Raw genomic sequence first — 23,993 nt, forward strand, 5'->3', positions numbered from 1 at the left:
GTATAAAGTTAGAAAACGACTCTTTTCGTGTGATAAGAGTCGTTTTTGTATTCTTATTATTAAAAAGGTAAAAGTAAAAATATAACGAATATATATGACATATCTCATATGAAATTTCATGTATTGTATTATTTTATTAATTTAAATAAATTTCAAGAAAGTATAATATAATTCAGTTAGCATATAGAAGTGTTTGATGAGAATGTAAAGGAGAAAATATGAAAAAGAAGATTAATAGAATTGTAATGATTATTTGTATATTAGTAGGTTTTACAATCTTTTTATATTTACAGAACAATTTAATAAGTATAACTGAGATTAAAATAACCTCTAGTAAAATACCATCCTCTTTTAAAGGGTATAAAATTCTACAAATTTCAGACTTACACAATAAAAAATTTGGCGATAATCAAGATGTGTTAATTCAAAAAATGAAAAGTATAGACCCAGATATTATTGCAATTACGGGTGATTTAATTGACAGTAAATCATACGATGCAGAAGTTAGTATGCAATTAATACGAGAAATGGTAAAGAAGTATCCTGTATATTTTGTGACAGGAAACCATGAACAATGGTCTGGAAAGTATAACAGTTTAGAAAAAGAGTTGAAGAAATATGGTGTCAATGTTTTAAGGAATGAACATGTAGGCATTCGAAAGGGTGAGCAAGAGATAAACTTGCTAGGTATTGATGATCCAGAGTTTAGTACTGGAAACCGTGATGAAGGAAATATTATAATAGATGAAATTAAAAAAGCAAAAATTGAAATGCAGCCAGATAGATATAATGTATTATTATCCCACAGGCCTGAATTTATAAAGGAATATACGAATGAGCGGTTGGATTTGGTTTTATCGGGACATGCTCATGGAGGGCAAGTTAGATTGCCATTTATCGGTGGATTAGTTGCTCCAAATCAAGGTGTTTTACCTAAATATACAGCGGGTTTATATGTAGAACAAAATACATCAATGGTAGTGAGTAGAGGATTAGGAAATAGTATCATTCCGCAAAGGATTTTGAATAGGCCAGAAATTGTAGTCGTGCAGCTAAATTAAGCTGTACGATTTTTTTTATACAAAAATGAGTAAAGGGGCTTTCTGTATTTTGCAGGAGTAAACATTACAATTTTGTTAAAAATTTTCTACGTTACATAAAGTAACAAAATTTGACCCTCAGTGTTTGTTATAGTGTAAATAATCAAAAAACTTAAAATTTGTCGAGTGAAAATTGTGATAAGTAATTCATATAAAAAACTTAAAGGGGTGTACACATGCATAAAGAATATGAAATTGAAGAATACACGGCGATTGAGGAACAAATCCATTATTATTGTAAATGTTTATTAGTAAGTCATCCTGATCAAATAATAAAGTATTTAGAAAAAAGGTTAGAAAAATATGCAGAAACATTACAATATGCACATTTATATCCTGACACAGTTATTTTACCGTTACAGCAATTAGTTATCGAATATTCTTTAGACGTTGCTAGAATTCGGAAGTATATGAATTTAAAAACGTAAAGTGAAATTTATAGTTTAAATGAAACAGAGTCGACTTTAGGAAATGAAATTCTAATGTCGACTCTGTTTCATTGTTTAATATCGGTGATTGAACATACATACTAATCAACGAAGTTTGACATATAATTAAGCAAGAGTAAAATAAAAGTGAGTACTCACTCATTTTTATTAGAAAAGGAGGATGAAACGTGCAACAACCTTCAATTATTTTACGGACTGTATCAAAAAGTTTTGGAAAAAAAGAAGTGTTACACAATCTTTCATTGCAAGTTGAAAAAGCAGAGATTTTTGGTTTTGTTGGACCTTCTGGATCGGGGAAAACAACGCTCATTAAAATGATTGCAGGTATTAATGAGGCAACGAAAGGTGAAGTGCTTGTTAATAATACTAATATGCCTAATTTAAATGAAATGAAACGAATTGGTTATATGGCCCAGGCGGATGCATTATACGAAGAATTATCAGCATATGAAAATGCAGATTTTATAGCAACGATGTATGGACTAAAGGGAAAACGTAAAAAGACAAGAATTGCAGAGGTTTTTGAACTTGTACAATTGTCACAGTATATGAAAAAGCAAGTACAACAATTTTCAGGTGGAATGAAAAAACGCTTATCATTAGCAATAGCGCTCCTTCACGAACCAGAAATATTAATTTTAGATGAGCCTACAGTGGGGATAGATCCGCTTCTTAGAAAAACGATTTGGGAAAAATTTTATGATCTTAAAAAGAAAGGCACAACGATTATTGTAACGACGCACATTATGGATGAAGCTGAATTTTGTGAGCGTCTAGGGTTAATTAGAGAAGGGAAACTAGTTGCGGTTGGAACAACTGAAGAATTGAAAAAACGCGTGTCATCTGGACGGATTGAGGATGTCTTTTTGCTAGAAGAGGTGGTGCCATCATGAGAGTTACTGGTGTAATCATACGTATTATTCGTCAATTTTTTCGAGATAAGCGTTCGTTAGCAATGATGTTTGGAGCACCGATGTTATTACTTTGGCTTTTGTCACTAGTGTTTACACAGAAAGACTATATACCGCAAATTGCTGTTGTTGATATGCCCGCTCAAATAGTAAAAGTGATGAAAAATCAAGAAGCGTCAATTTATGAATACAGTAAGGAAAAGGCGATTTCTGAGTTGGAAAAACAAAAGGTAGATGCAGTATTTCGAATAGAGAATGGAAAAATGAAACTTCTGTTGGAAGGTAGTGATTCGTCAAAAAATCGTGCTGTACTTCAAGTATTGCAAAAAAGCACAGAGAAGAATGATGTATCGATTATGAAACCTGAAGTAAATTATTTACATGGCTCTAAAGACTTTACGATGTTTGATGGGCTTGGTCCTGTATTAATTGGTTTCTTTACATTTTTCTTTGTATTTATATTATCAGGTGTATCTTTCGTAAGAGAACGTTTAAGTGGTACGCTAGAAAGGTTATTATCCACCCCAGTAAGAAGATGGGAAATAGTCGCAGGTTATATTATTGGTTTTGGAATCTTTGCCTTTATACAATCCATTATTATCGTAAGTTTTTCCGTTTATATTTTAGATTTATACGTAGCTGGCTCCATATGGCTAACGTTACTTATTACATGTATGCTCTCTTTAACTGCACTAACATTAGGTACGTTTTTATCGGCATACGCAAATAATGAGTTTCAAATGATTCAATTTATACCGCTTGTTATTGTGCCACAAATCTTCTTTTCTGGATTGTTTCCAATGGAATCTATGAACCTACAAATGTTAGGGAAAGTATTTCCACTCACATACGGCGCTGACGCAATGAGACAAGTGATGATTCGGAATCAAGGGTTTACAGAGATTGTATTAGATCTTACTGTATTATTACTTTTTTCACTATTATTTGCAGTAGGAAATGTATTTGCTTTAAAGAAACATCGCAAAATATAATAATGACAAAAAGGAGCTTTATAAATGCAGAAGGATTGGCTGGAGGAATTAATAGCTGCAACTAATACGGATAAACGAAATGAACGTCAAATGCGAATATTAGAGGCGGCTGTTGATATGTTTGGAGAAAAAGGATACGCTTCAACTTCAACAAGTGAAATTGCAAAGCGTGCTGGTGTAGCGGAAGGAACCATCTTCCGCTACTATAAAACAAAAAAAGATTTATTACTAGCGGTCGTAATGCCAACTTTAACTAAGTTCGCTGCACCATTTTTCGTACAAACCTTTGCAAAAGAAATATTTAAATCGGATTATGAATCATACGAAGGACTTTTAAGGGTTGTAATTCATAATAGGTTTAAATTTGCTCAAAAACACTTTCCTATGATAAAAATATTAATTCAAGAGGTGCCATTCCAACCAGAACTGAAAAATGAAATACAGCAATTAGTAGAAACAGAACTGTTTTCACATTTCAAAAAGTTGATTGTGAAATTTCAAGAAGAAGGGGAAATTATTGAGATACCACCATCTTCCGTACTACGTCTTACTTTATCAGCTGTATTAGGTTTATTATTAACACGATTTTTATTATTGCCTGAAGAAAAATGGAATGATGAAGCGGAAATTGAAAATACGATTCAATTTATATTGTATGGATTAACTCCACGATTTTAATCGTTGAAGTGTGAATTACATACATTACTTTTAAGTAAAAATAAATCGCCTTTAAAAAGGCGATTTATTTTCATTATATATTTTTGATAAATAAGTACTTGTTTACTAAAAACATTCTAAATCAGCGTGTTTCTTTGTCTCTTTTTCTAAGACCTAATAATCCTGCTAGTCCTAATAAACCAAGCCAAGCCCAATTATTATTTTTATCACGATTATCATTTAAATCATTTGTTGTATTTACATTTCGAGTTCTTACATCATTATTAACTCTGTCTAAGTTATTGTCATTTACTCGAGTTGAAATATCAGTGTTATTAACTCTATTCATATTATTTCCATCGTATTCAGCTTGCGTAGATGTACCTAAAAACATAATAGATAGTGCTAAAACACTTAAGATAGATGATAATTTCTTTTTCATAACAATCCCTCCTTTCTTAATCATTAATTTCTCCGAAGCATGTGTGTATTATTCATTTCACAATATCTAAACCCTCATTAATAGGGCGCACATTTATAGAAAATAGAGTTGAATGATTGTTAATATATCATTGGATATATATTTCTCATAAAAATAACTGAATCAAACTTTGCTTAAAATGTTAATCTTAGTACAATTTATATTATACGGGCTAGCAATAAGGAGGTAATAAGATGCGACAATTTGCAAAACCTACAATCGTCGTAAGTAAGTGTTTAGAATTTGATGCTTGTCGTTATAATGGAGAGATGATTCCAGATGTAACAATACGAAATTTGCAGCCATTTGTTACATTTATACCTGTTTGTCCAGAAGTGGAGATTGGATTGGGGACTCCTCGTGAAACGATACGAATTGTAGAAGAAAATGGTGAGAATAGACTTGTGCAACCGTCGACACGAGAAGATGTAACTGAAAAAATGGAGCAGTTTTCAAATGACTTTTTACAAACGATACCGGATGTGGATGGTTTTATTTTAAAGAATCGTTCACCAAGTTGTGGTACGCGTGATGTGAAAATTTATTCTGGTTTTGAAAAAGCGCCAGCAAAGGGAAAAGGAGCTGGCTTATTTGGCGGAGCAGTAGTAAAAAAATTTTCGCATCTTCCTATTGAAGAGGAAGGTAGATTGTCGAATTTTATTATTAGAGAGCATTTCTTTACAAGGTTATTTACAATCGCATATTACAAAATGATTAAACACAATAAAAATATGAAAGAACTTGTATCGTTTCAGTCGGACAATAAATATTTATTTATGGCATATAATCAGGTGAAACAAAAGGAATTAGGGCGTATAATTGCAAATCAAAAAAATGAAAAGATTGAAGTGGTATTTGAAAACTATGAGAAGACTTTATATGAATTATTTATGCGTGCGCCCCGTTATACATCGAATGTAAATGTATGCGAGCACATTTTTGGATATTTTAAAACAAAGTTAAAAAAACAAGAAAAAGATCATTTTATAGAACTGTTACAAAAGTATGCAGAAAAGAAAATACCACTTAGTAGTTTACTTACAATATTAAAATCATGGGCTATTCGATTTGATGAAAAGTATTTATTAAGACAAACGTATTTCGAACCATACCCTGAAGCATTAGTAGAAATTTCTGATTCGGGAAAAGGTAGAGATTATTAAACAATAAATTACATAATTCGACACAAAACCTCCTATGTTGTTGTAGAACAATGTAGGAATTTTTTTGTGCATTAGTACAGAATCTGTTTTAAAATTAAGTTATGACAGAATTGTAGCAATTGTCTAACTAATATTCTTGTCTTTTAAGTTGTTATGTTTGTAGTAGAAACTCGCACGCTGTCGAAACTCAATATTCGATAAGGGGTGTGTAGCGGAATGGAATTTACTCTAACTCGCGAAAAACAAATGATTAAAGAAATGGTACGTGACTTTGCTGAAAAGGAAATCGCACCGAAAGCTGTATATTATGACAAAACTGCAGAGTTTCCATATGAAACATTTCAAAAAATGGGCGAACTAGGATTATTAGGCATCCCATTCCCAGAAGAGTATGGAGGTTCAGGTGGCGATACGGTATCGTATGCGTTAGCAGTTGAAGAAATTGGTCGCGCTTGTGGTGGCACCGGTTTAAGCTATGCTGCAACAATTTCATTAGGTGCTTCTCCAATTTATTATTTCGGTACAGAAGAACAAAAACAAGAGTATTTAGTTCCAATGGCGTCAGGTAAAACATTAGGTGCCTTCGGATTAACGGAGCCGAATGCTGGATCAGATGCAGGTGGTACTCAAACGAAAGCGGTATTAGATGGTGATGAGTATGTAATCAGTGGTGAGAAGTGTTGGATTACAAACGCAGAGTATGCAAATACAATTATTGTAACCGCTGTCAACGGTATTGAAGAGAATGGTAGAAAACGTATTTCTGCATTTATCGTGCCTACTACGAGTGAAGGATTAACGATTTCAAGTCCTTACGATAAGATGGGTGTTCGCGCTTCTAATACTTGTGAAATCGTACTTGATGGCGTTCGTGTACCGAAAGAAAATATTCTTGGTGATGTAAATAAAGGCTTTAAACAATTTTTATATACACTTGATGGAGGGCGTATTTCAATCGCAGCATTGGCAGTTGGTATTGCGCAATCAGCCTTTGAACGTGCATTACAATATGCGAAAGAACGTCAACAATTTGGAAAGTCAATCTCTAATTTCCAAGCGATTCAATTTAAATTAGCTGATATGGCGACTGAAGTAGAGCTAGCACGCAATTTAGTACATAAAGCAGCTTGGTTAAAAGATAACGATAAACCTTTCGGCAAAGAAGCGGCAATGGCAAAACTATTTGCATCGGAAGCAGCAAGCCGTATTGCGAATCAAGCAGTACAGATTCATGGTGGATATGGTTATATGCGTGAATATGAAGTTGAACGACATATTCGTGATGCGAAACTATTAGAAATTGGTGAAGGAACTTCTGAAATTCAACGTCTCGTAATTGCTAGACATTTAGGATGTAGATAAAAGGGAGGAATCACTATGTTTCAAAAAATATTAATTGCGAATCGCGGGGAAATCGCTGTTCGTATTATGAAAACTTGTCAAAAACTTGGCATTCGCACTGTTGCTATTTATTCTGAAGCAGATGAAAATGCCCTTCATGTGAAAATGGCAAATGAAGCTTACTTAGTAGGTGGACCGCGTGTTCAAGAAAGCTATTTAAACCTTGAAAAAATTATTGAAATAGCTAAGAAGACAAATGCAGAAGCCATTCATCCGGGTTATGGTTTATTATCAGAGAATCCGTCTTTTCCGGTTCGCTGCAAAGAAGAAGGAATCGTATTTATCGGTCCTTCAGAAGAAATCATTACGAAGATGGGAAGTAAAATTGAATCACGTATCGCAATGCAAGCAGCAGATGTCCCAGTAGTCCCAGGTATTACTACAAATATTGAAACTGCTGAAGAAGCAATTGAAATTGCAAAACAAATTGGTTATCCATTAATGCTTAAGGCATCCGCAGGCGGCGGAGGCATTGGTATGCAGTTGATGGAAACTGAGCAAACGCTCACCAAAGCGTTTGAAAGTAATAAAACAAGAGCGCAAAACTTCTTCGGTAACGGAGAAATGTATTTAGAGCGATATATAGCAGATGCGCATCATATTGAAATTCAGCTTTTAGCAGATACACATGGTAACACAGTGTATTTATGGGAGCGTGAATGTTCGGTACAGCGCCGAAATCAAAAAGTAATCGAAGAAGCACCTTCACCATTTTTAGATGAAGGTACACGAAAGGCGATGGGAGAAGTTGCTGTACAAGCTGCCAAAGCACTTGGCTATACAAATGCAGGTACAGTTGAGTTTCTTGTAGATAATCAGAAAAATTTCTATTTCTTAGAAATGAATACGAGATTACAAGTAGAGCATCCAGTGACAGAAGAAATTACGGGATTAGACCTTGTAGAACAGCAACTCCTTATCGCAAGTGGAGAGAAACTATCATTTACTCAGGATGATGTAAAACGTAGTGGTCATGCCATTGAAGCTCGTATTTATGCAGAGGATCCGAAAACATTCTTCCCGTCACCTGGGAAAATTACAGATTTAACATTACCGTCAAATGTACGAATTGATCACTTCTTAGAAAATCATGTAACGATTACACCTTTCTATGATCCAATGATTGCGAAAGTCATTGCACATGGCGAGACTCGTGAAGAAGCAATTTCGAAATTACATGATGCTCTAGAAGAATTAAAAGTAGAAGGTATTAAAACGAACACGCCAATGCTACTGCAAGTTTTGGAAGACGAAGTGTTCAAAGCGGGTATTTATACAACGGGTTTTGTAACGAAACAACTCGTTAAAAAATAAGATCTAACAATATTAAGGGGGAAAAAATGATGACGAAAGTATACGCATCGATGGCAGGAAACGTTTGGAAGATTGTTGTAGGAGTAGGAGATACAGTAGAGGAAGAGCAGGATGTCGTCATTTTAGAATCTATGAAAATGGAAATTCCAATCATTTCAGAAGAAGCCGGCACAGTTATGAAAATTAATGTGCAAGAAGGCGATTTTGTAAATGAAGGAGATGTATTATTAGAAATTGAATAGGGAGATATAGGGGGAAGCGAATTGAAACTACCTAATTTTGCTGTCATTAAAGAAGTAGGACCACGTGATGGTTTACAAAATGAAAAAAAGATTGTTGGCACAAAAGATAAAGTAAAATGGATTCAACTACTTACAGAAGCAGGATTGTCGTATGTTGAAGTTTCCTCATTCGTTCACCCAAAATGGGTCCCAGCATTAGCGGATGCAAATGATGTGTTTTCTGAGCTGAAAAGGGATCCAAATGTTACATATGCTGCGCTTGTTCCGAACCAAAATGGTTTGGAACGAGCTTTTTTGCAAAATGTAGATGAGGTGAATGTTTTTTTATCAGCAAGTGAATCTCATAATAAAAGTAATATTAATAAATCGATTAAAGAAGCGTTAGTTGTAATCGAAGATATAACAAAACAGGCATTATTCGAAGGGAAAAAGGTAAGAGGTTATGTTTCTACTGTATTTGGATGTCCTTATGAAGGGGATATAAGTGTCACAGCAGTTGACGAATTATGTAATCAACTATTTTCATACGGCATTTATGAAGTTTCTCTTGGGGATACAATCGGTGTAGCGAATCCATTACAAGTAGAACAAGTATTAGAACATCTATTAAAGAAGTATGATGCTTCGCAGTTTGCCATGCATTTTCATAATACGTATGGAATGGCTCTAGCAAATGTAGTTAAATCATTAGAATACGGTATTACAACATTTGATAGTTCTTGTGGTGGACTCGGGGGCTGCCCTTATGCACCAGGAGCATCAGGTAATGTTGCTACTGATGACCTAGTACATATGCTCCATAAATTAGGAGTTCAAACGAATATAGACGAAGAAAAGTTATTGCGAGCTAGTCAATTTATTCAAAGTAAGCTAAATATCCAATTACCGAGTCATGTGTATAGAGCGCTTCAACATAAAACGATAAGTAGGTGAGAAGATGCTACAATTACAAAACATTTCAGTTGATTATGTAACACCTCACGTTGTAAAGATTTCGTTATATCGTGAAAGACAAGCAAACTCATTATCTTTAGCGTTATTAGAAGAGTTACAAAACATATTAACTCAAATAAGTGAAGAGTCCAATACGCGTGTAGTTATTCTAACAGGTGCTGGTGAAAAAGCATTTTGTGCTGGTGCTGATTTAAAAGAACGTGCTGGTATGAATGAGGAACAAGTTCGCCATGCTGTTAGTATGATTCGCACGACTATGGAGATGGTTGAACAATTACCACAGCCAGTTATTGCTGCTATAAATGGAATCGCACTTGGTGGTGGTACGGAATTAAGTTTAGCTTGTGATTTTAGAATTGCTGCTGAATCTGCAAGTCTTGGTCTTACTGAAACGACACTTGCAATTATACCAGGAGCGGGTGGTACACAGCGCTTACCGAGATTAATTGGTGTTGGTAGAGCGAAAGAATTAATTTATACAGGTAGACGTATTTCAGCGCAAGAAGCAAAAGAATATGGTTTAGTAGAATTTGTTGTACCAGCTAATTTACTTGAAGAGAAAGCGATTGAAATAGCAGAGAAAATTGCTAGTAATGGACCTATTGCTGTTCGATTAGCAAAAGAGGCAATTTCAAATGGTATTCAAGTTGATTTACATACCGGATTACAAATGGAAAAACAAGCGTATGAAGGTGTAATCCATACGAAAGATAGATTAGAAGGATTACAAGCATTCAAGGAAAAACGCACACCAACGTATAAGGGGGAGTAAATATGTTAGATCAAAAACAACAATCTAATTCATTTGAAGAACGAGTTGAAACGATTAAACAAGGCGGCGCACCAAAGTATCATGAACAAAATAAAGCAAAAGGAAAATTATTTGTTCGAGATCGTTTAGCGCTTCTATTTGATAATGGCGAATATGTAGAAGATGCATTATTTGCTAACTGTGAACAAACAGGCTTACCTGCGGACGGCGTTGTAACGGCAACGGGTAAAATACATGGTCGTACTGCATGTGTAATGGCCAATGATTCTACTGTAAAAGCTGGATCATGGGGATCACGCACAGTTGAAAAGATTTTACGTATTCAAGAAACAGCTGAAAAACTACGTGTTCCGTTATTTTATTTAGTCGACTCTGCTGGAGCGCGCATTACAGATCAAGTAGAAATGTTCCCAGGGCGCCGTGGTGCAGGAAGAATCTTCTATAATCAAGTGAAATTATCAGGTAAAGTTCCTCAAGTATGCTTATTATTTGGACCTTCTGCAGCTGGTGGTGCCTATATTCCAGCCTTTTGCGACGTTGTAATGATGGTAGAAGGAAATGCATCTATGTATTTAGGATCTCCTCGTATGGCTGAGATGGTTATCGGTGAGAAGGTAACTTTAGAAGAGATGGGCGGAGCTCGTATGCATTGCTCTGTATCAGGATGCGGAGATGTTTTATGCAAGACAGAAGAAGATGCGATTACACAAGCAAGACAATACATTTCATATTTTCCAAATAACTACTTAGAAAAGACTCCATTGGTTACACCTCAAGAACCGAAACAATTCGATAAAACGTTAGAACAAATCATTCCAGAAAATCAAAATGCTCCTTTCAATATGAAAGATCTCATTAATAGAGTTATTGATGAAGGTTCATTCTATGAAGTAAAAAAATTATTTGCTCAAGAGCTAATTACAGGCTTAGCACGTATTGATGGTAAGCCTGTTGGTATTATTGCAAATCAGCCGCGTATGAAGGGCGGCGTATTATTCCATGATTCAGCTGATAAAGCTGCTAAGTTTATTAATTTATGTGATGCATATCATATTCCATTATTATTCCTTGCGGATGTACCAGGATTTATGATTGGAACAAAAGTAGAGCGTGCTGGTATTATTCGCCATGGTGCAAAAATGATTTCTGCAATGAGTGAAGCAACTGTACCGAAGATTTCTATCGTTGTTCGTAAAGCATATGGTGCTGGTTTATATGCGATGGCAGGTCCAGCATTTGAACCAGATTGTTGCCTGGCATTACCGACAGCCTCTATTGCGGTAATGGGTCCAGAAGCTGCGGTTAATGCTGTATATGCAAATAAAATTGCAGCTTTACCAGAAGAAGAGCGTGCTAGCTTCATTGCTGAAAAACGTGAAGAGTATAAGAAAGATATTGATATTTATCATTTAGCATCAGAGATGGTGATTGATGGTATTGTTCATCCAAACAATTTACGTGAAGAATTAAAAGGACGTTTCGAAATGTATATGAGTAAATATCAAGTATTCACGGATCGTAAACATCCTGTATATCCAGTTTAAAAGCCCTATTTAGGGCTTTCTTGCTCAAAAAGTTAAGGAGGGGAAAATATTGAAACAAGCAGTTTGGTTTCCAACAGAAGAGTACAAGGAAAAAACACGTTTATATGGTTGGATGAAATCATTGGGATATGAAGATTATGAAACTTTTTATAATAAATCTATCGAGGAAACAGCTTGGTTTTGGGGAGAGGCAGAAAAGGCAATAGGCTATCAATGGATGAAACCTTATACAGACGTGTTAGATTTAGAAAATGGTACACCGTTTGCACAGTGGTATAATGGCGGAACATGTAACGTTGTAGAATCAGCTTTATCCCGCTGGCTTGCGGATGAAGAGACGAGAATACAGCCAGCACTTCAGTACGAAGGGGAAAATGGAACTTCAAAATCATTTACATATGAAGAGCTTGACAACTGGGTAAGTCGTGTTGCAAATGGTTTGAAACACGCGGGTATTGAGAAAGGTGACCGTGTAACAATTTATATGCCGATGATTCCAGAAACAGTTGTTGCGATGCTAGCTGTAATGAAAATCGGAGCAATTATTTCACCAATATTCTCAGGCTTTGCGTCTGATGCAGTCATGACACGTGTGCAAGCGGCAGGTTCAAAAATGATTATTACCGCAGATGGATTTTCACGCCGAGGTAAAATTGTTTCTTTAAAAGATGAAGTAGATAAAGCTTGTGAACATTGCCCAACTGTTGAAAAAGTTGTTATCGTTCGTCATGCAGGAAATGATTTTACACCACATAACTATGACTTTTCGTGGAGTACGCTAGAAAAAGAAAAACCATTCATACATGCCGAGGAAATGCAAAGTGATGATCCATTAATGCTCATTTATACATCAGGAACGACTGGTAAGCCGAAAGGAACAGTACACACGCATGCAGGATTTCCTTTGAAAGCAGCTTTTGATGCAGGATTTGGAATGAATATTAAACAAGGTGATCGTGTATTATGGGTAACTGATATGGGCTGGATGATGGGGCCGTTTCTATTATTCGGTTCACTCATTAATGGAGCAACGATGGTTATGTACGAAGGTGTTCCAGACTTCCCAGAAGCAGACCGGTTATGGGAGACAGTTGATAAATATGAGATTACTCATCTAGGTATTTCGCCAACGTTAATCCGAGCATTGATGGCAAAAGGTGATGAGTATGTCAATAAACATTCTTTAAAGAGTTTGGAAGTATTCGCATCAACAGGAGAACCTTGGAATCCTGATCCATGGATGTGGCTATTTGAAACGGTTGGAAAAGGAAATGTCCCAATCTGTAACTACTCAGGTGGAACTGAAATCTCTGGTGGGATTTTCGGTAATGTTCTTATTAAGCCAATAGCACCGATTAGTTTTAACGCATCTTTACCAGGAATGGCAGCTGTCGTACTGGATGATCAAGGTAAACCAATTCGAGATGAAGTCGGAGAATTATGCTTAGAGAAACCTTGGGTAGGTATGACGAAAAGCTTCTGGGAAGATGATGAACGTTACGTAAACACATATTGGTCGCGTTTTGAAAATAAATGGGTCCACGGTGACTGGGTCATTTACGATGGTGAACAATATATCATCACAGGGCGTTCAGACGATACGTTAAATATTGCAGGTAAACGTATTGGACCTGCTGAATATGAATCTATTCTTGTGAAACATAACGATGTAATCGAAGCTGCTGCAATTGGTGTACCTGACGAAGTAAAAGGTGAAGTTTGTCATTGTTTTGTAGTGTTAAGAGATCATGTAACATTCACAGGAGAATTAAAGAAAGAATTAATGAGTTTAGTAAACTCTCATATTGGAAAAGCGTTGTGTCCTAAAGACATCCACGTTGTAGAAGATTTACCGAAAACACGTAATTCTAAAGTAATGCGCCGTGTTATTAAAGCAGCTTACTTAGGAAAAGAATTAGGTGATTTATCATCGCTTGTAAATCCTGAAGTTGTTCCGTTTATTCAGGGGTTACAGTCTAGTAAATTATAAAGTTAGAAAGGATCTCTATATAAATAGAGATCCTTTTTTTATGTTTATAAAAAGAAAAGAAGTGAATTTGATGAAGAAGAAAAATTTTACTATTAGTGTTAAGTATGTTTTTTAGTTTTAATCAAAATACGATATTATGGAATGTCTATTCAATGTAGAAATACTAATTTACAACAACAAGGTGATGACAAAGCGTGACTGCTTATATGTCTGTTTAAACCTTTACGTGTTAATATATAAAAAGCTGACTATAAGCAGTCAGCTTTTTATATATTACATTCTAGTATTTGCCGGGCAGTAATGCCCCCATCTAAAAATTCAGCAAAAGCAAGGAAGTAGGTGAGGGATCAACTTTCCGGAAAAGCCCGATTGGTTCCAAAAGACATATTCTTTCCTTTACGTTGACATTAAAAATATTACTAATTTTTTCTTTTACAATGGCAACAAATAAAGAAACATTTACAACGACACTTATTTCGTTTAGAACTCCAATTATCATCACGATGACACTTTTCTTTAGATTTCCACCAATCATCATTACAATGTTTTTCCTGAGAACTCCAATCGTCATCACAATGACACTTTTCTTTAGATTTCCACCAATCATCATTACAATGCTTTTTCTGAGAACTCCAATCATCATCACAATGATGCTTTTCTTTAGATTTCCACCAATCATCACAGCAATGCTTTTTCTGAGAACTCCAGCAATCATTTTTCCAGGACATTTATTTCTACCTCCTTTCAATAGTGTTCATATTATTCTATGTTTTAATAAAAAAATGGCTTGTTTATTAACCTACTATTTTATCTTTATATGATAGAGTGTCTTCTACTCGATATAGAATTCATACAAACTATGCTAATTTTTAAGAGAAAGTGGAGAGAACTACTACTAGTTATGGTATTTTTCAATAAACACTTGTTGAAGAAAATGTTCTGATTACAAATAATATCTTATTTTCGAGTACGCTTTTTAAATGTATATTTCACAATGAAAAATGGGAAATCCACAAATAAAGTCTATGTATATGTGAGTTAATGGGAAAATCTAGTGTGTTTTTAAGGGGCGTCTTATTTTAAAAAAAGGTTTGTTTTAGAAAGTGGTGTCTAAACATTAAATGGAGTAGGACTAAATTCACGGCCGCTCATTAAAAAGCTTTTAATTAGGAGAAGTCTGTTTTTATAATGAATAATGAAAAGAAAGTTTGGTACAATTGTTTGTTTTTTTCTTTTTATGTGTTTGCCTCGTACCCTTTTAAGCTAGTGGACATACTTTACTAATAGAAAGGATTAGGGGGTGAGGTATTGGGTTCTCGATTTAATAATTGTAAAAAGAAGTGTACATGTAAACAAGATGATTGTTGGGAAGTATTCGAAGAGTGTAAAAAAGAACAGCATGAGAAATGTGATAATTCTTGTGTACAAGGAATTAGAGATGAACTTAAGAAATTAATTAATCGAACAGTTCAAATTAATACAGAGGGACGTACTTATGTAGGTACTGTTTCGTCTGTCAGTTGTGATGTAGTTAGGCTTGCGGCTATTCCTGGATCGGTTGGAGTAATTATTTCCATTTGTAAAATTGAAGCAATCTTCCCACCTGTTACAACGGTTACTGCTGACTTTGATTTTAATGGTATTGATGTAGCAAACAAAGCATAATTATGCTGCTTTTTTGTAAAGCCATTCACATGAATGGCTTTATTTTAATTTCATATAAAAGGAGAATATATTCTTTATATAGAAATAAGTTTGAGGTTATAAAGCATGATGTACGAAAGGAGCAAGGAAGTGATTAAACTAGAAAGTTTTAAGAAATCTGATTTTAAACAATTAATAAATTGGATTAATTCCGAAGAATTTCTAATACAATGGTCAGGAAATGCATTCACATTCCCTTTAGACGAACAGCAATTAGAGAAGTATATAGAAAGTGCAAATACACTCGCTTTCAAAGTGGTAGATGAAGAGACTTCAGACGTTATTGGTCATATTTCGCTTGGGCAAATAGATAATATTAATAAGTCCGCTAGAATTGGAAAAGTATTAGTTGGTAATACGAAGATGAGAGGACGTTCTATAGGAAAACATATGATGAAAGCAGTACTTCATATTGCTTTTGACGAATTAAAACTACATAGAGTAACTCTTGGTGTGTATGATTTTAATACATCGGCCATTTCATGTTACGAAAAAATAGGGTTTGTAAAAGAAGGCTTATTAAGAGAGTCAAAAAGAGTAGGAGAAACGTATTGGAATTTATGGGAAATGAGTATGTTAGAATATGAATGGAAGAAGTAGCAACAATAGTAATTTATAATTATATTATGTTAACAAAGGGGCTTGGTGGGTATAGTGGATAATAAAACAAAAATAATTTCAATTGCAGCTGTTTCAGGGGGAGGTAAAACTACAATTACAGAAAGATTAAAGCATAAGTTTAAAAACTCAAAAGCTCTATATTTTGATAGTTATACATTTGATAACTCTCCTGCTGATATTTGTAAATGGATTGATGATGGGGCGAATTACGACGAGTGGGTATTAACACCATTAATTCATGATATTGAGCAACTTATACAAAATAATACCTTAGACTATATTATTGTAGATTATCCTTTTGCATACTTAAATAGTGAGATGCGAAAATTCATTGATGTAACTATATTTATTGATACGCCTTTAGATATTGCGATGGCTAGAAGGATTTTGCGAGATTTTAAGGAAGGTACAATAGATGAAATACATAATGATTTGGAACATTACATGACATATGCGAGAAAAGCTTATTTAGAGGCAATTCATACTGTTAAGCCGAATTCAGATATCATATTGGATGGTTCTTTATCTGTAAGTGAAATAATTAATCACGCTGTAGAGGAACTTGGCCGAAGAGAAGTGATTGTCAATGGTTAAATGTATAGAGGAATATATACAAGTTGCTGATTTTAAAATGTATACGAAAATATTCCAAGGAAAGAAGAAGCAGCCTGTTATTATATTGGAATCAGGCTATGGTGATTATTCGAAGGCATGGAATCAAACTGCTGAAGAACTGACGGAATATGGTACGGTACTTACATACGATCGGGCTGGATTAGGCAAAAGCGGGAAGAGTTCCAAGAAACGTATTAGTTCTGAAATGGTAAAAGATTTGAGAACATGCTTAAATCTTTTACAACTGAAGCCACCTTATATTTTTGTAGGACATTCTTTTGGTGGTATAAATGCACGTTTATTTACTGATTTTTATCCTGAAGATATGTTGGGAATAGTTTTGGTTGATTCGACACCAGAAAATTATAAAGAAGCATTTTTGCCAATCATGTCTCCAGAATTTCAAGAAGCTTACTATAAACAATTTGTACATGAAAGTTCTTATGAAGAGTTTATGTTTAGTCTGGGTGAAGCAGATAAATATTGTCAGTCGACGAGAGATATTCCACTCGTCGTGTTAGCTGCTGGTAAAAAAGCTTTTTATTCGCAAGATGCACAAATAAAATGGTTACAATTGCAAGAAGAATTATTAAGATTATCAAACAAAAATAAACTAATAATTGCAGAACAAAGTGGTCATTATATTCAAAAAGATGAACCACATTATATAACAGATGCTGTTAGGTGGATAATTGAAGTAAGGGAGAGAGAAATGTGTACACTTTATTTCAATATAATTGGCAAGTAAGAGATGATTGGTTTAAGTGGTGTGAACAACTTTGAGAGGAAGATTTACTTTGCAAACTGGGGGTATGTTAGAAACATGATTTCAAGTATAGTTGGATTAGTGCTCTTCAAGGAGAAGAAGATAGCGAACCGCGATTTAAAGATTATCAATCGATTCAAAAAGTGAAAGCGTTATCTGATTTATATAAACGAGAACTTGAAGTTTTTTTTGCAGTCATGATCATCTAGCCTAGAATGCTAGCACACTTAAAATAAGCCGTATAAAAAGTTAATCATTGGTGCTTTGATTATATAACGTCTGCGAAATAAATAGTGTGAAGGACAGCTATTCTAACAAGTATTTTATGTAACGTTCGTATATTTAAATTTTTTTGTAATTAATCGAATTCTAATTTTTTAGAAACGGATAATGAGGTATGGGTGGTGCTCTTTTTATTGAATAAAATGAGTTTATTTTTCGGAATTTCCTTACAATATAAAAATTAAAATTTTATTTGTTGTTAAGAAAATATATGAGGAAAATAAAAAAAGAGGGCTAATGCCCTCTTTTTCTTTTAATTTGGTAATTAATCACAGATTGGTATCCCAAGCACTCTTAGAGCTAATGCTACTTGAAGGGAAATCTCTAATCTAGCAATTTCAATACCAGCTACTGAAAGAACTAAAAAAGGTTGTCCGTTTACAAATACAACGCAACTATCCATAGTTAAGCCTCCTTTCTAGTAATCTACTATAGTATATGAGTAGAACTTTAAAGTGTAATAGTTAAATTGTTGGATTTAATAGAATTAATAGATTAACCCATTTAAACTAAACAAACGAACACAACGAAAGGAAACAGAGATGGATGTATGCCTCAAAAAACATAGGTTTTAAGACATGTAATGGGATATGAAATTTATCATATTGGTCAGCTATCTATATGGGCGAGAGAGTTAAACTTGCAACCAGTTTCAGCAAATTTGCTTGGAAGAGGATGATAGAATTAAAAACCGACTTGCATCTCAAGCGCAAGTCGGTTTTATATATATAAGAAGATTTCTTAATTGAAATCCTCGGATTTTTTCTGACGTATATGTAAAAACATTAAGGTGGTAATGATTAAAAAAATCATTATAGTTTGTATAATTAAATTTTTAAACTGAAGCAATATTGTCCAAGATGTAAGGGCGTCTTTAAAAGCTTGGAGTGCAGAGTACGAGGAAGGATCAAAACCATACTGGAGCAACTTTTTTGTTTCAATAAATGAAATGTTTTCTTCATCTGCATCTAATATTACTGAAATTAGTCTAGTATCTCCAAGTTTTGCTGTACTGACAAAACTATAATTACCGTTAGTTGAAAAACTAGTTTGTAAGCCATCAACACCTTGAAGTTTAATGTTTTCATTAAGGGAATATATCATTTTATTCGTATTGAAAACCTGGGAATCTTTGAAGGTAAATTGGTAAGAGGTTAGTTTCGTAATATTCAATACATCTGGAAAATCTTTTACTAATCGTGCTGCTAGTTTAGCTGCGTCTATCGCTGTTGTAGTTGATTGTTTATTTGTATTATTATTAATTCCAGTAGAGTTTAGAAATGGAGATGGTTGTAATAACTTTAGTTCTTTTGCTTTTTTATTCATTAATACTGTAAAGTTATCTTCATTTCCAGCAATGTGTTCTGCTAGGGCGAGTGCAGAACGATTATTCCCTGCCAGTAGCAATGCATGAAGTAAATCACGAACCGTTGTTTTATCATTCGATGTTACTTGTATAGGGCTTGTTTCTACTCGGAAAACTTCGTTACTTATTTGTACTAAGTCATCTAACTGTATTTTTCTATCATTTAGTTGCTCCAATACGATATATTCTGTCATTAATTTAGATAAAGCAGCTGATTGTACTGGAGTTTCTTCATTTTTTTTATAAACAATTTCACCTGAATTAGCATTTATTAAAATAGCTGATTTAGCTTGAATAATCGGACCATTTACATAAAGATAAAAATATAAAACGATAAGTGCAGTAATAAAAAAAGATAATAATAAAATAGCGAATGTCTTTAAGAATTGCATAAGCGATCCTCCTATTATGACATCAATAATAGTATTGTAAAAAGGAATGCTTAATTAGGAAGAAAGAAAAGGTAAAGAATTTCTAAAGAATTATAAAGGATTATTAAATTTAGGGTAATTATGGAAAAAGTTCAATTTCTTATATGGTAAGAAATTGAACTTTTTATTTGTAATATTAACATTTGTATGGGAGTAGTTTTACAGTGAATGTTGTTTTTTCGTCATCACTATATACTTCAATTGTTCCTTTATGCAATTCGACTATACTTTTTGCAATTGCTAATCCAAGTCCAGATCCACCAGTGTTTGTAGAGCGAGATTTCTCAACGCGATAAAAACGTTCAAAAATATGAGGTAAATCCGTACTAGGAATAGGTTGTCCGTAATTTGTTATATCAATTGTAATCATATTATTGCTTTCATAAGCAGTAAGGTCAATATAGCGACCTTCGCTTCCATAAGCGATAGCGTTTATAATAAGATTTTCAAACACACGCACTAATTTGTCACCATCAGCTAATACCATGAGCTTTTGAGACGGGAAAGAAGGCCGACATTCTATATTAGCTTCTTGAAATTGTATACGGAATTGAACAGTTAATTGTCCAAGTAACTCTACAATATCAATAGGAACAGAATACAAGCTTAATTCTTTATTTTGAACACGTGTATATTCGAACAAGTCATTCATTAATGCATTAAGACGAGTTACCTTATCGTAAATGACTTGAATATAGTATCGCAATTCCACTTCATCTCTATAATTATCATGATGGATTAAATTTACGTATCCAACTATAGAGGTAAGGGGAGTGCGTAAGTCATGTGATACATTTGTAATAAGTTCACTTTTTGCTTGTTCAGCTTGTCTTTCTTCATCAATGGAGACTTTTAATTGTTCAACAATTTCATTGACCCCGATTGCTAATTCTTCTAGATAATTATGATTTACAATAGAAACTTTATGATTGAAGTTTCCATTTGCAATATAACGAATTTCTTCTATCATTTTTTTTATACAAGTTTCATAATAAAGTTTTTTCTCGTGACGATAAAAAATGTAAAGATAGGATGAAAAAATAGAAAATAAAAACAAATAAGATACAATCATCATCCATAAAGACTCTTTAATCCCTTTATACTTTTCATAACCAAAAATTCGAATGAATTCTTTACCGAGTTCGGTTAGAGTAAGTGAACTTTCAATTACACTCGTAACGAGGCGATAAATAATTAATTCAGTAATAGGAGTGAGTGTGATAGCTAATAAAAGCCAAAAAATAAGTTTCCATTTAGGAATATCTTTTAATATATCAAATGCTTCATTTCTCAATTTTATAGCCAACTCCCCAAACAGTATGAATAAATTTTTCTCCATTTATTACTGTTTCAAGTTTATCTCGTAAGTTGCTAATATGGACCATTACCGTCTTATTTGAACCATAACCATCTTCATTCCAAACGCGTTCGAAAATTTCTTCTGAACTAAATACTCTTCCTGTATTACTCGCAAGTAAATATAAAATATCGAATTCAATAGAGGTTAGTTTAATGTACTCTCCATTTACTTTAACTGTATGATTATGTTTGTGTATTTCAACAGAGCGAATACGAATAATACCATCTTCATTCTTTTGCGAAGTAGCATTTTGGAAAGAGGATCTTCGTAATAAAGCTTTCACTCTAGCTACTAATTCTAATGGATTGAATGGTTTGATCATATAATCATCAGCACCTGTCATAAGGCCTAATATTTTATCCATATCTTCTGCTTTTGCACTAAGCATTAGAATTGGTACAGTATTATTTTCACGCACTTCCTGACAAACTTCTAATCCGTTTCGTTTTGGCATCATAATATCCAAAATCATAAGGTCAACTTCATATGTAGAAACCTTTTGCAATGCTTCATCGCCATCATAAGCTTTATAAATGTTATAGCCTTCATTTCGCAAATAAACAGCAAGTAATTCAACAATTTCTTTATCATCATCAATAATTAATATATTTTTATTCATTGTGTAGTTCCTTTCCTTACAAATCATCAACATTACTATAATATCAAACATTTATGTACTTGTAGCGATGATTATGTATAAAATTTCATGTAACGTATTAAAAAGGAGTAAAAAGATTAATAACGAATATAAAATAACAAGGATATTTAGATTCTACATTATAATGAAAGTTAGTTATAAGGGGGATTTTCTATGTTATGTAATGATATATATTCATTTACTCTAACTGGAAAAATAGACAATGATATTAAAGCTTTTCTACTAAAATATAATAAAGAGTTTACATATAAACATTCAATTCGTGTGGCAAATGAGGCAAAAAAGATTGCAGAAAAGTTTCACGTAGATAAAGAAAAAGCAGCAATTGCAGGATATTTACATGATATTAGTGGCATTTTTCCAAACGAGGAGCGGATTGCAGTTGCTGAAGAATTTGGTGTAGCAATAGTGGAAGCGGAAAGAAAGTTTCCTATGATTATTCATCAAAAATTATCGAGGGTAATCGCAAAAGAAATATTTAAAGTCGAAGATGAAGAGATTTTAAATGCAATTTGTTGCCATACAACGTTGCGTAAACATGCAACGAAGATGGATTTAGTATTATTTGTTGCAGATAAAATAGAATGGGATCAAAAAGGGACACCACCATATTTAATAGAAATAAAAAAAGAATTGGGAAAATCTTTGGAAAAAGCAGCTTTTGTATATATTTCATATTTGTGGGAAAGGAAAGATACATTGAAAGTTATACATCCGTGGCTAGAAGAAGCATATTGGGATTTAAAAAGAATTGTACAGTAGAAAGGACAAGGAAATGCAATTAAAAGAATATATGAATCAAACATTTCCAGGAGTTACATTAGGATCCTACTTATATTCTCAGTGGGAAAATCATTTACATTTTGATTTCGGAAAAGATAAATATCAAATTGTAGAAGGAACCGACGATTTAAATATGGAATACTTTTCTCAACTTTGAAGACATATTTTCAAAAGAAGATGTAGTGTTTGTAGTGACAAATGTTTATAGATTTAAAAAGGAAAACATAAAAACTTCACAGAAAATAAATATATACAATAAATATATTAAGCAAAGAGATTTAAGATTTCATATAAGATAAGAAACGTTACCGTTTTTATTTGAAGATGAAGAAGCAGATTTATCCCGCTATTTGCCGGGCAGTAAGACCCCCCACTGATTAAAGTTTCACTTTATATTGTACATATCAATTTTCTTTTAAATGTCTTGCGGAAGATATTAAATATGAACCGCTGATACAAGCTGCTAATCATGAGGATTTTTCTGATCTGTATCTTCGATTTGGACGAAAAAAAGAAATCTCTTATCCAGATGTATTTCTCATAAATGCAAAGAAAGATATTGTGATGTTTATGTATAATGATAGAGGATGTGAAGTAATTGCGAAGAATAAAGAAATAATACGAGATTCATATAAGAAATACAAAGAATGGATTCCAGATTATGAACGAGAAAGTATAGATAACTTATTTAAATGACAATAGGGGAAGTGAAGCGTGTAATGAAACGTATTGCAATTGTATCTGCATGGGAACCAGAACTGACGTATTTGCATCAACATTATCCGAGTGAACGTGTTGAAAAAAGAGCAGCTTGGGAATTTCATTTTCATACTATTAATGAGCTGGAAATTATATCAGTTGTTACTGGTGTCGGTAAAGTAAGCTGCGCTAGTTGTGTACAATTGTTAATTAGTGAGTTTCAGCCAGATGAGTTGTTTATGACAGGAATATGCGGAAGTTTATCAAACAAGGTGAAAAACGGTCATATTGTAGTGGCACTAAACGCAATACAACACGATGTTACTGCAGCTGGCTCAGGGGAAGATGTTTTTAATTTATATAACGGTAGAACAGCACCTATTGAAACAACAAAATCACTTGTAAGAAGAATAAAAAAAATACGATCATATGATCCAATACATTTCGGTACATTTTTATCCGGAGATCAACGTATTCGTAGTTCAGAAATGAGATATTTACTCCATACCGTATATGGAGCATTGGCAGTTGATCAAGAAGTAGCAGCTTTCGCCTATGTGTGTCAAATAAATAAAAAACCATTTCTCTGTTTAAAAGCTGCTTCAGATCAAGCAAATGATAAAACGAAAGAAGAACAAAAAATCTTTAAAATGCTAGCATGCGAAAGAGCATGTGAGCATTTAATTGCCTTTTTACGTGTTTATGAGATTAATGTAGTAAATAATAGATAGTTAGAGG

The 23,993-nt window shown here is 33.6% G+C and carries 25 protein-coding genes and 3 pseudogenes; 22 read left to right on the forward strand and 6 right to left on the reverse strand.

The window, feature by feature from the left end; translation table 11 throughout:
• Positions 1–218 precede the first annotated feature (218 nt).
• The 5 genes from BLT20_RS23490 to BLT20_RS23510 all read left to right on the forward strand — a co-directional run bounded on the left by BLT20_RS23490 (position 219) and on the right by BLT20_RS23510 (position 4,130).
• Entirely contained in the window at positions 219–1,061 is an 843-nt protein-coding gene (locus BLT20_RS23490) for a metallophosphoesterase (protein WP_000727182.1), read from the forward strand.
• A 215-nt stretch (positions 1,062–1,276) separates the two neighbouring features.
• Entirely contained in the window at positions 1,277–1,528 is a 252-nt protein-coding gene (locus tag BLT20_RS23495) for a hypothetical protein (protein ID WP_000548621.1), read from the forward strand.
• 188 nt (positions 1,529–1,716) lie between these two features.
• A complete protein-coding gene (locus BLT20_RS23500; RefSeq protein ID WP_001187071.1) occupies positions 1,717–2,442 on the forward strand; it encodes an ABC transporter ATP-binding protein in 726 nt (241 codons plus the stop codon).
• On the forward strand, positions 2,439–3,452 hold the full coding sequence (locus BLT20_RS23505) for an ABC transporter permease (RefSeq protein WP_001266730.1): 1,014 nt from the start codon (positions 2,439–2,441) through the stop codon (positions 3,450–3,452). The genes BLT20_RS23500 and BLT20_RS23505 overlap by 4 nt, the downstream gene beginning before the upstream one ends.
• A gap of 24 nt (positions 3,453–3,476) precedes the next feature.
• Positions 3,477–4,130 (forward strand): TetR/AcrR family transcriptional regulator, encoded by a 654-nt coding sequence (locus tag BLT20_RS23510; protein WP_001168184.1) that lies wholly within the window; start codon positions 3,477–3,479, stop codon positions 4,128–4,130.
• Between the two features lie 121 nt (positions 4,131–4,251).
• Here BLT20_RS23510 and BLT20_RS23515 read toward each other — a convergent pair whose 3' ends face one another.
• Complete coding sequence (locus tag BLT20_RS23515) at positions 4,252–4,551, reverse strand: WGxxGxxG family protein (RefSeq protein ID WP_000728156.1); 300 nt, start codon at positions 4,549–4,551, stop codon at positions 4,252–4,254.
• Positions 4,552–4,784: 233 nt separating this feature from the next.
• Between BLT20_RS23515 and BLT20_RS23520 the strand changes: the two genes are divergently transcribed.
• The 8 genes from BLT20_RS23520 (at position 4,785) to BLT20_RS23555 (ending at position 13,970) form a co-directional block, all read left to right on the forward strand.
• On the forward strand, positions 4,785–5,753 hold the full coding sequence (locus tag BLT20_RS23520; RefSeq protein ID WP_001248638.1) for a YbgA family protein: 969 nt from the start codon (positions 4,785–4,787) through the stop codon (positions 5,751–5,753).
• A 216-nt stretch (positions 5,754–5,969) separates the two neighbouring features.
• Complete coding sequence (locus tag BLT20_RS23525; RefSeq protein ID WP_000397258.1) at positions 5,970–7,115, forward strand: acyl-CoA dehydrogenase; 1,146 nt, start codon at positions 5,970–5,972, stop codon at positions 7,113–7,115.
• A 15-nt stretch (positions 7,116–7,130) separates the two neighbouring features.
• The gene (locus BLT20_RS23530) at positions 7,131–8,468 is read left to right on the forward strand and encodes an acetyl-CoA carboxylase biotin carboxylase subunit (RefSeq protein ID WP_000486749.1); all 1,338 of its coding nucleotides are present in this window, start codon (positions 7,131–7,133) and stop codon (positions 8,466–8,468) included.
• A 26-nt stretch (positions 8,469–8,494) separates the two neighbouring features.
• Positions 8,495–8,710 carry an acetyl-CoA carboxylase biotin carboxyl carrier protein subunit gene (locus BLT20_RS23535; RefSeq protein ID WP_001987345.1) on the forward strand — a complete coding sequence of 72 codons (216 nt, stop codon included), beginning with the start codon at positions 8,495–8,497 and terminating at the stop codon, positions 8,708–8,710.
• Between the two features lie 21 nt (positions 8,711–8,731).
• Positions 8,732–9,643 carry a hydroxymethylglutaryl-CoA lyase gene (mvaB, locus tag BLT20_RS23540; protein ID WP_000775436.1) on the forward strand — a complete coding sequence of 304 codons (912 nt, stop codon included), beginning with the start codon at positions 8,732–8,734 and terminating at the stop codon, positions 9,641–9,643.
• Between the two features lie 4 nt (positions 9,644–9,647).
• Entirely contained in the window at positions 9,648–10,436 is a 789-nt protein-coding gene (locus BLT20_RS23545; protein WP_000939818.1) for an enoyl-CoA hydratase, read from the forward strand.
• A gap of 2 nt (positions 10,437–10,438) precedes the next feature.
• On the forward strand, positions 10,439–11,980 hold the full coding sequence (locus BLT20_RS23550; RefSeq protein WP_000886744.1) for an acyl-CoA carboxylase subunit beta: 1,542 nt from the start codon (positions 10,439–10,441) through the stop codon (positions 11,978–11,980).
• A gap of 49 nt (positions 11,981–12,029) precedes the next feature.
• A complete protein-coding gene (locus BLT20_RS23555; RefSeq protein WP_000806468.1) occupies positions 12,030–13,970 on the forward strand; it encodes an AMP-binding protein in 1,941 nt (646 codons plus the stop codon).
• 310 nt (positions 13,971–14,280) lie between these two features.
• Here the strand turns inward: BLT20_RS23555 and BLT20_RS23560 are convergent, their stop codons facing one another.
• Positions 14,281–14,685: a hypothetical protein gene (locus BLT20_RS23560; RefSeq protein WP_000560130.1), complete on the reverse strand. Its 405-nt coding sequence runs from the start codon at positions 14,683–14,685 to the stop codon at positions 14,281–14,283.
• A 593-nt stretch (positions 14,686–15,278) separates the two neighbouring features.
• Between BLT20_RS23560 and BLT20_RS23565 the strand changes: the two genes are divergently transcribed.
• The 5 genes and pseudogenes from BLT20_RS23565 to BLT20_RS23585 all read left to right on the forward strand — a co-directional run.
• A complete protein-coding gene (locus BLT20_RS23565; RefSeq protein ID WP_000535577.1) occupies positions 15,279–15,635 on the forward strand; it encodes a hypothetical protein in 357 nt (118 codons plus the stop codon).
• Between the two features lie 105 nt (positions 15,636–15,740).
• Entirely contained in the window at positions 15,741–16,274 is a 534-nt protein-coding gene (locus tag BLT20_RS23570; RefSeq protein WP_000990082.1) for a GNAT family N-acetyltransferase, read from the forward strand.
• A 45-nt stretch (positions 16,275–16,319) separates the two neighbouring features.
• Positions 16,320–16,889, forward strand: a complete 570-nt coding sequence (locus BLT20_RS23575) for a nucleoside/nucleotide kinase family protein (protein ID WP_000513268.1) — start codon at positions 16,320–16,322, stop codon at positions 16,887–16,889.
• Complete coding sequence (locus BLT20_RS23580; protein WP_000237651.1) at positions 16,882–17,658, forward strand: alpha/beta fold hydrolase; 777 nt, start codon at positions 16,882–16,884, stop codon at positions 17,656–17,658. Before BLT20_RS23575 ends, BLT20_RS23580 begins: the two co-directional genes overlap by 8 nt.
• Positions 17,625–17,873: pseudogene (locus BLT20_RS23585) on the forward strand (damage-inducible protein DinB); the annotation flags it as partial. The gene BLT20_RS23580 and the pseudogene BLT20_RS23585, both read left to right, overlap by 34 nt.
• Before the next feature lie 350 nt (positions 17,874–18,223).
• Here BLT20_RS23585 and BLT20_RS23590 read toward each other — a convergent pair.
• Complete coding sequence (locus BLT20_RS23590; protein WP_000376554.1) at positions 18,224–18,361, reverse strand: DUF3956 domain-containing protein; 138 nt, start codon at positions 18,359–18,361, stop codon at positions 18,224–18,226.
• A gap of 165 nt (positions 18,362–18,526) precedes the next feature.
• Between BLT20_RS23590 and BLT20_RS30290 the strand changes: the two are divergent.
• Positions 18,527–18,637 (forward strand): annotated as a pseudogene (locus BLT20_RS30290) (damage-inducible protein DinB); the annotation flags it as partial.
• 62 nt (positions 18,638–18,699) lie between these two features.
• On the opposite strand, the gene BLT20_RS23595 reads toward BLT20_RS30290, so the two are convergent.
• The 3 genes from BLT20_RS23595 to BLT20_RS23605 all read right to left on the reverse strand — a co-directional run bounded on the left by BLT20_RS23595 (position 18,700) and on the right by BLT20_RS23605 (position 21,734).
• The gene (locus BLT20_RS23595; RefSeq protein WP_073340092.1) at positions 18,700–19,716 is read right to left on the reverse strand and encodes a D-alanyl-D-alanine carboxypeptidase family protein; all 1,017 of its coding nucleotides are present in this window, start codon (positions 19,714–19,716) and stop codon (positions 18,700–18,702) included.
• 175 nt (positions 19,717–19,891) lie between these two features.
• Positions 19,892–21,049, reverse strand: a complete 1,158-nt coding sequence (locus tag BLT20_RS23600; protein WP_001243307.1) for a sensor histidine kinase — start codon at positions 21,047–21,049, stop codon at positions 19,892–19,894.
• Positions 21,039–21,734, reverse strand: a complete 696-nt coding sequence (locus BLT20_RS23605) for a response regulator transcription factor (protein ID WP_001038807.1) — start codon at positions 21,732–21,734, stop codon at positions 21,039–21,041. Before BLT20_RS23605 ends, BLT20_RS23600 begins: the two co-directional genes overlap by 11 nt.
• A 192-nt stretch (positions 21,735–21,926) precedes the next feature.
• Between BLT20_RS23605 and yqeK the strand changes: the two genes are divergently transcribed.
• From yqeK to mtnN, 3 genes and pseudogenes are all read left to right on the forward strand, one after another.
• The gene (yqeK, locus tag BLT20_RS23610; RefSeq protein ID WP_000882439.1) at positions 21,927–22,535 is read left to right on the forward strand and encodes a bis(5'-nucleosyl)-tetraphosphatase (symmetrical) YqeK; all 609 of its coding nucleotides are present in this window, start codon (positions 21,927–21,929) and stop codon (positions 22,533–22,535) included.
• A 13-nt stretch (positions 22,536–22,548) separates the two neighbouring features.
• A pseudogene (locus BLT20_RS30295) lies at positions 22,549–23,252 on the forward strand (DUF3885 domain-containing protein).
• Positions 23,249–23,986, forward strand: coding sequence for a 5'-methylthioadenosine/S-adenosylhomocysteine nucleosidase (gene mtnN / locus BLT20_RS23625; protein ID WP_000151939.1), 738 nt, complete (start codon positions 23,249–23,251; stop codon positions 23,984–23,986). Before BLT20_RS30295 ends, mtnN begins: the two are co-directional and overlap by 4 nt.
• Positions 23,987–23,993 lie beyond the last annotated feature (7 nt).

The sequence above is a fragment of the Bacillus sp. cl96 genome, from assembly GCF_900100505.1.
GTDB classification, from domain to species: domain Bacteria; phylum Bacillota; class Bacilli; order Bacillales; family Bacillaceae_G; genus Bacillus_A; species Bacillus_A cereus.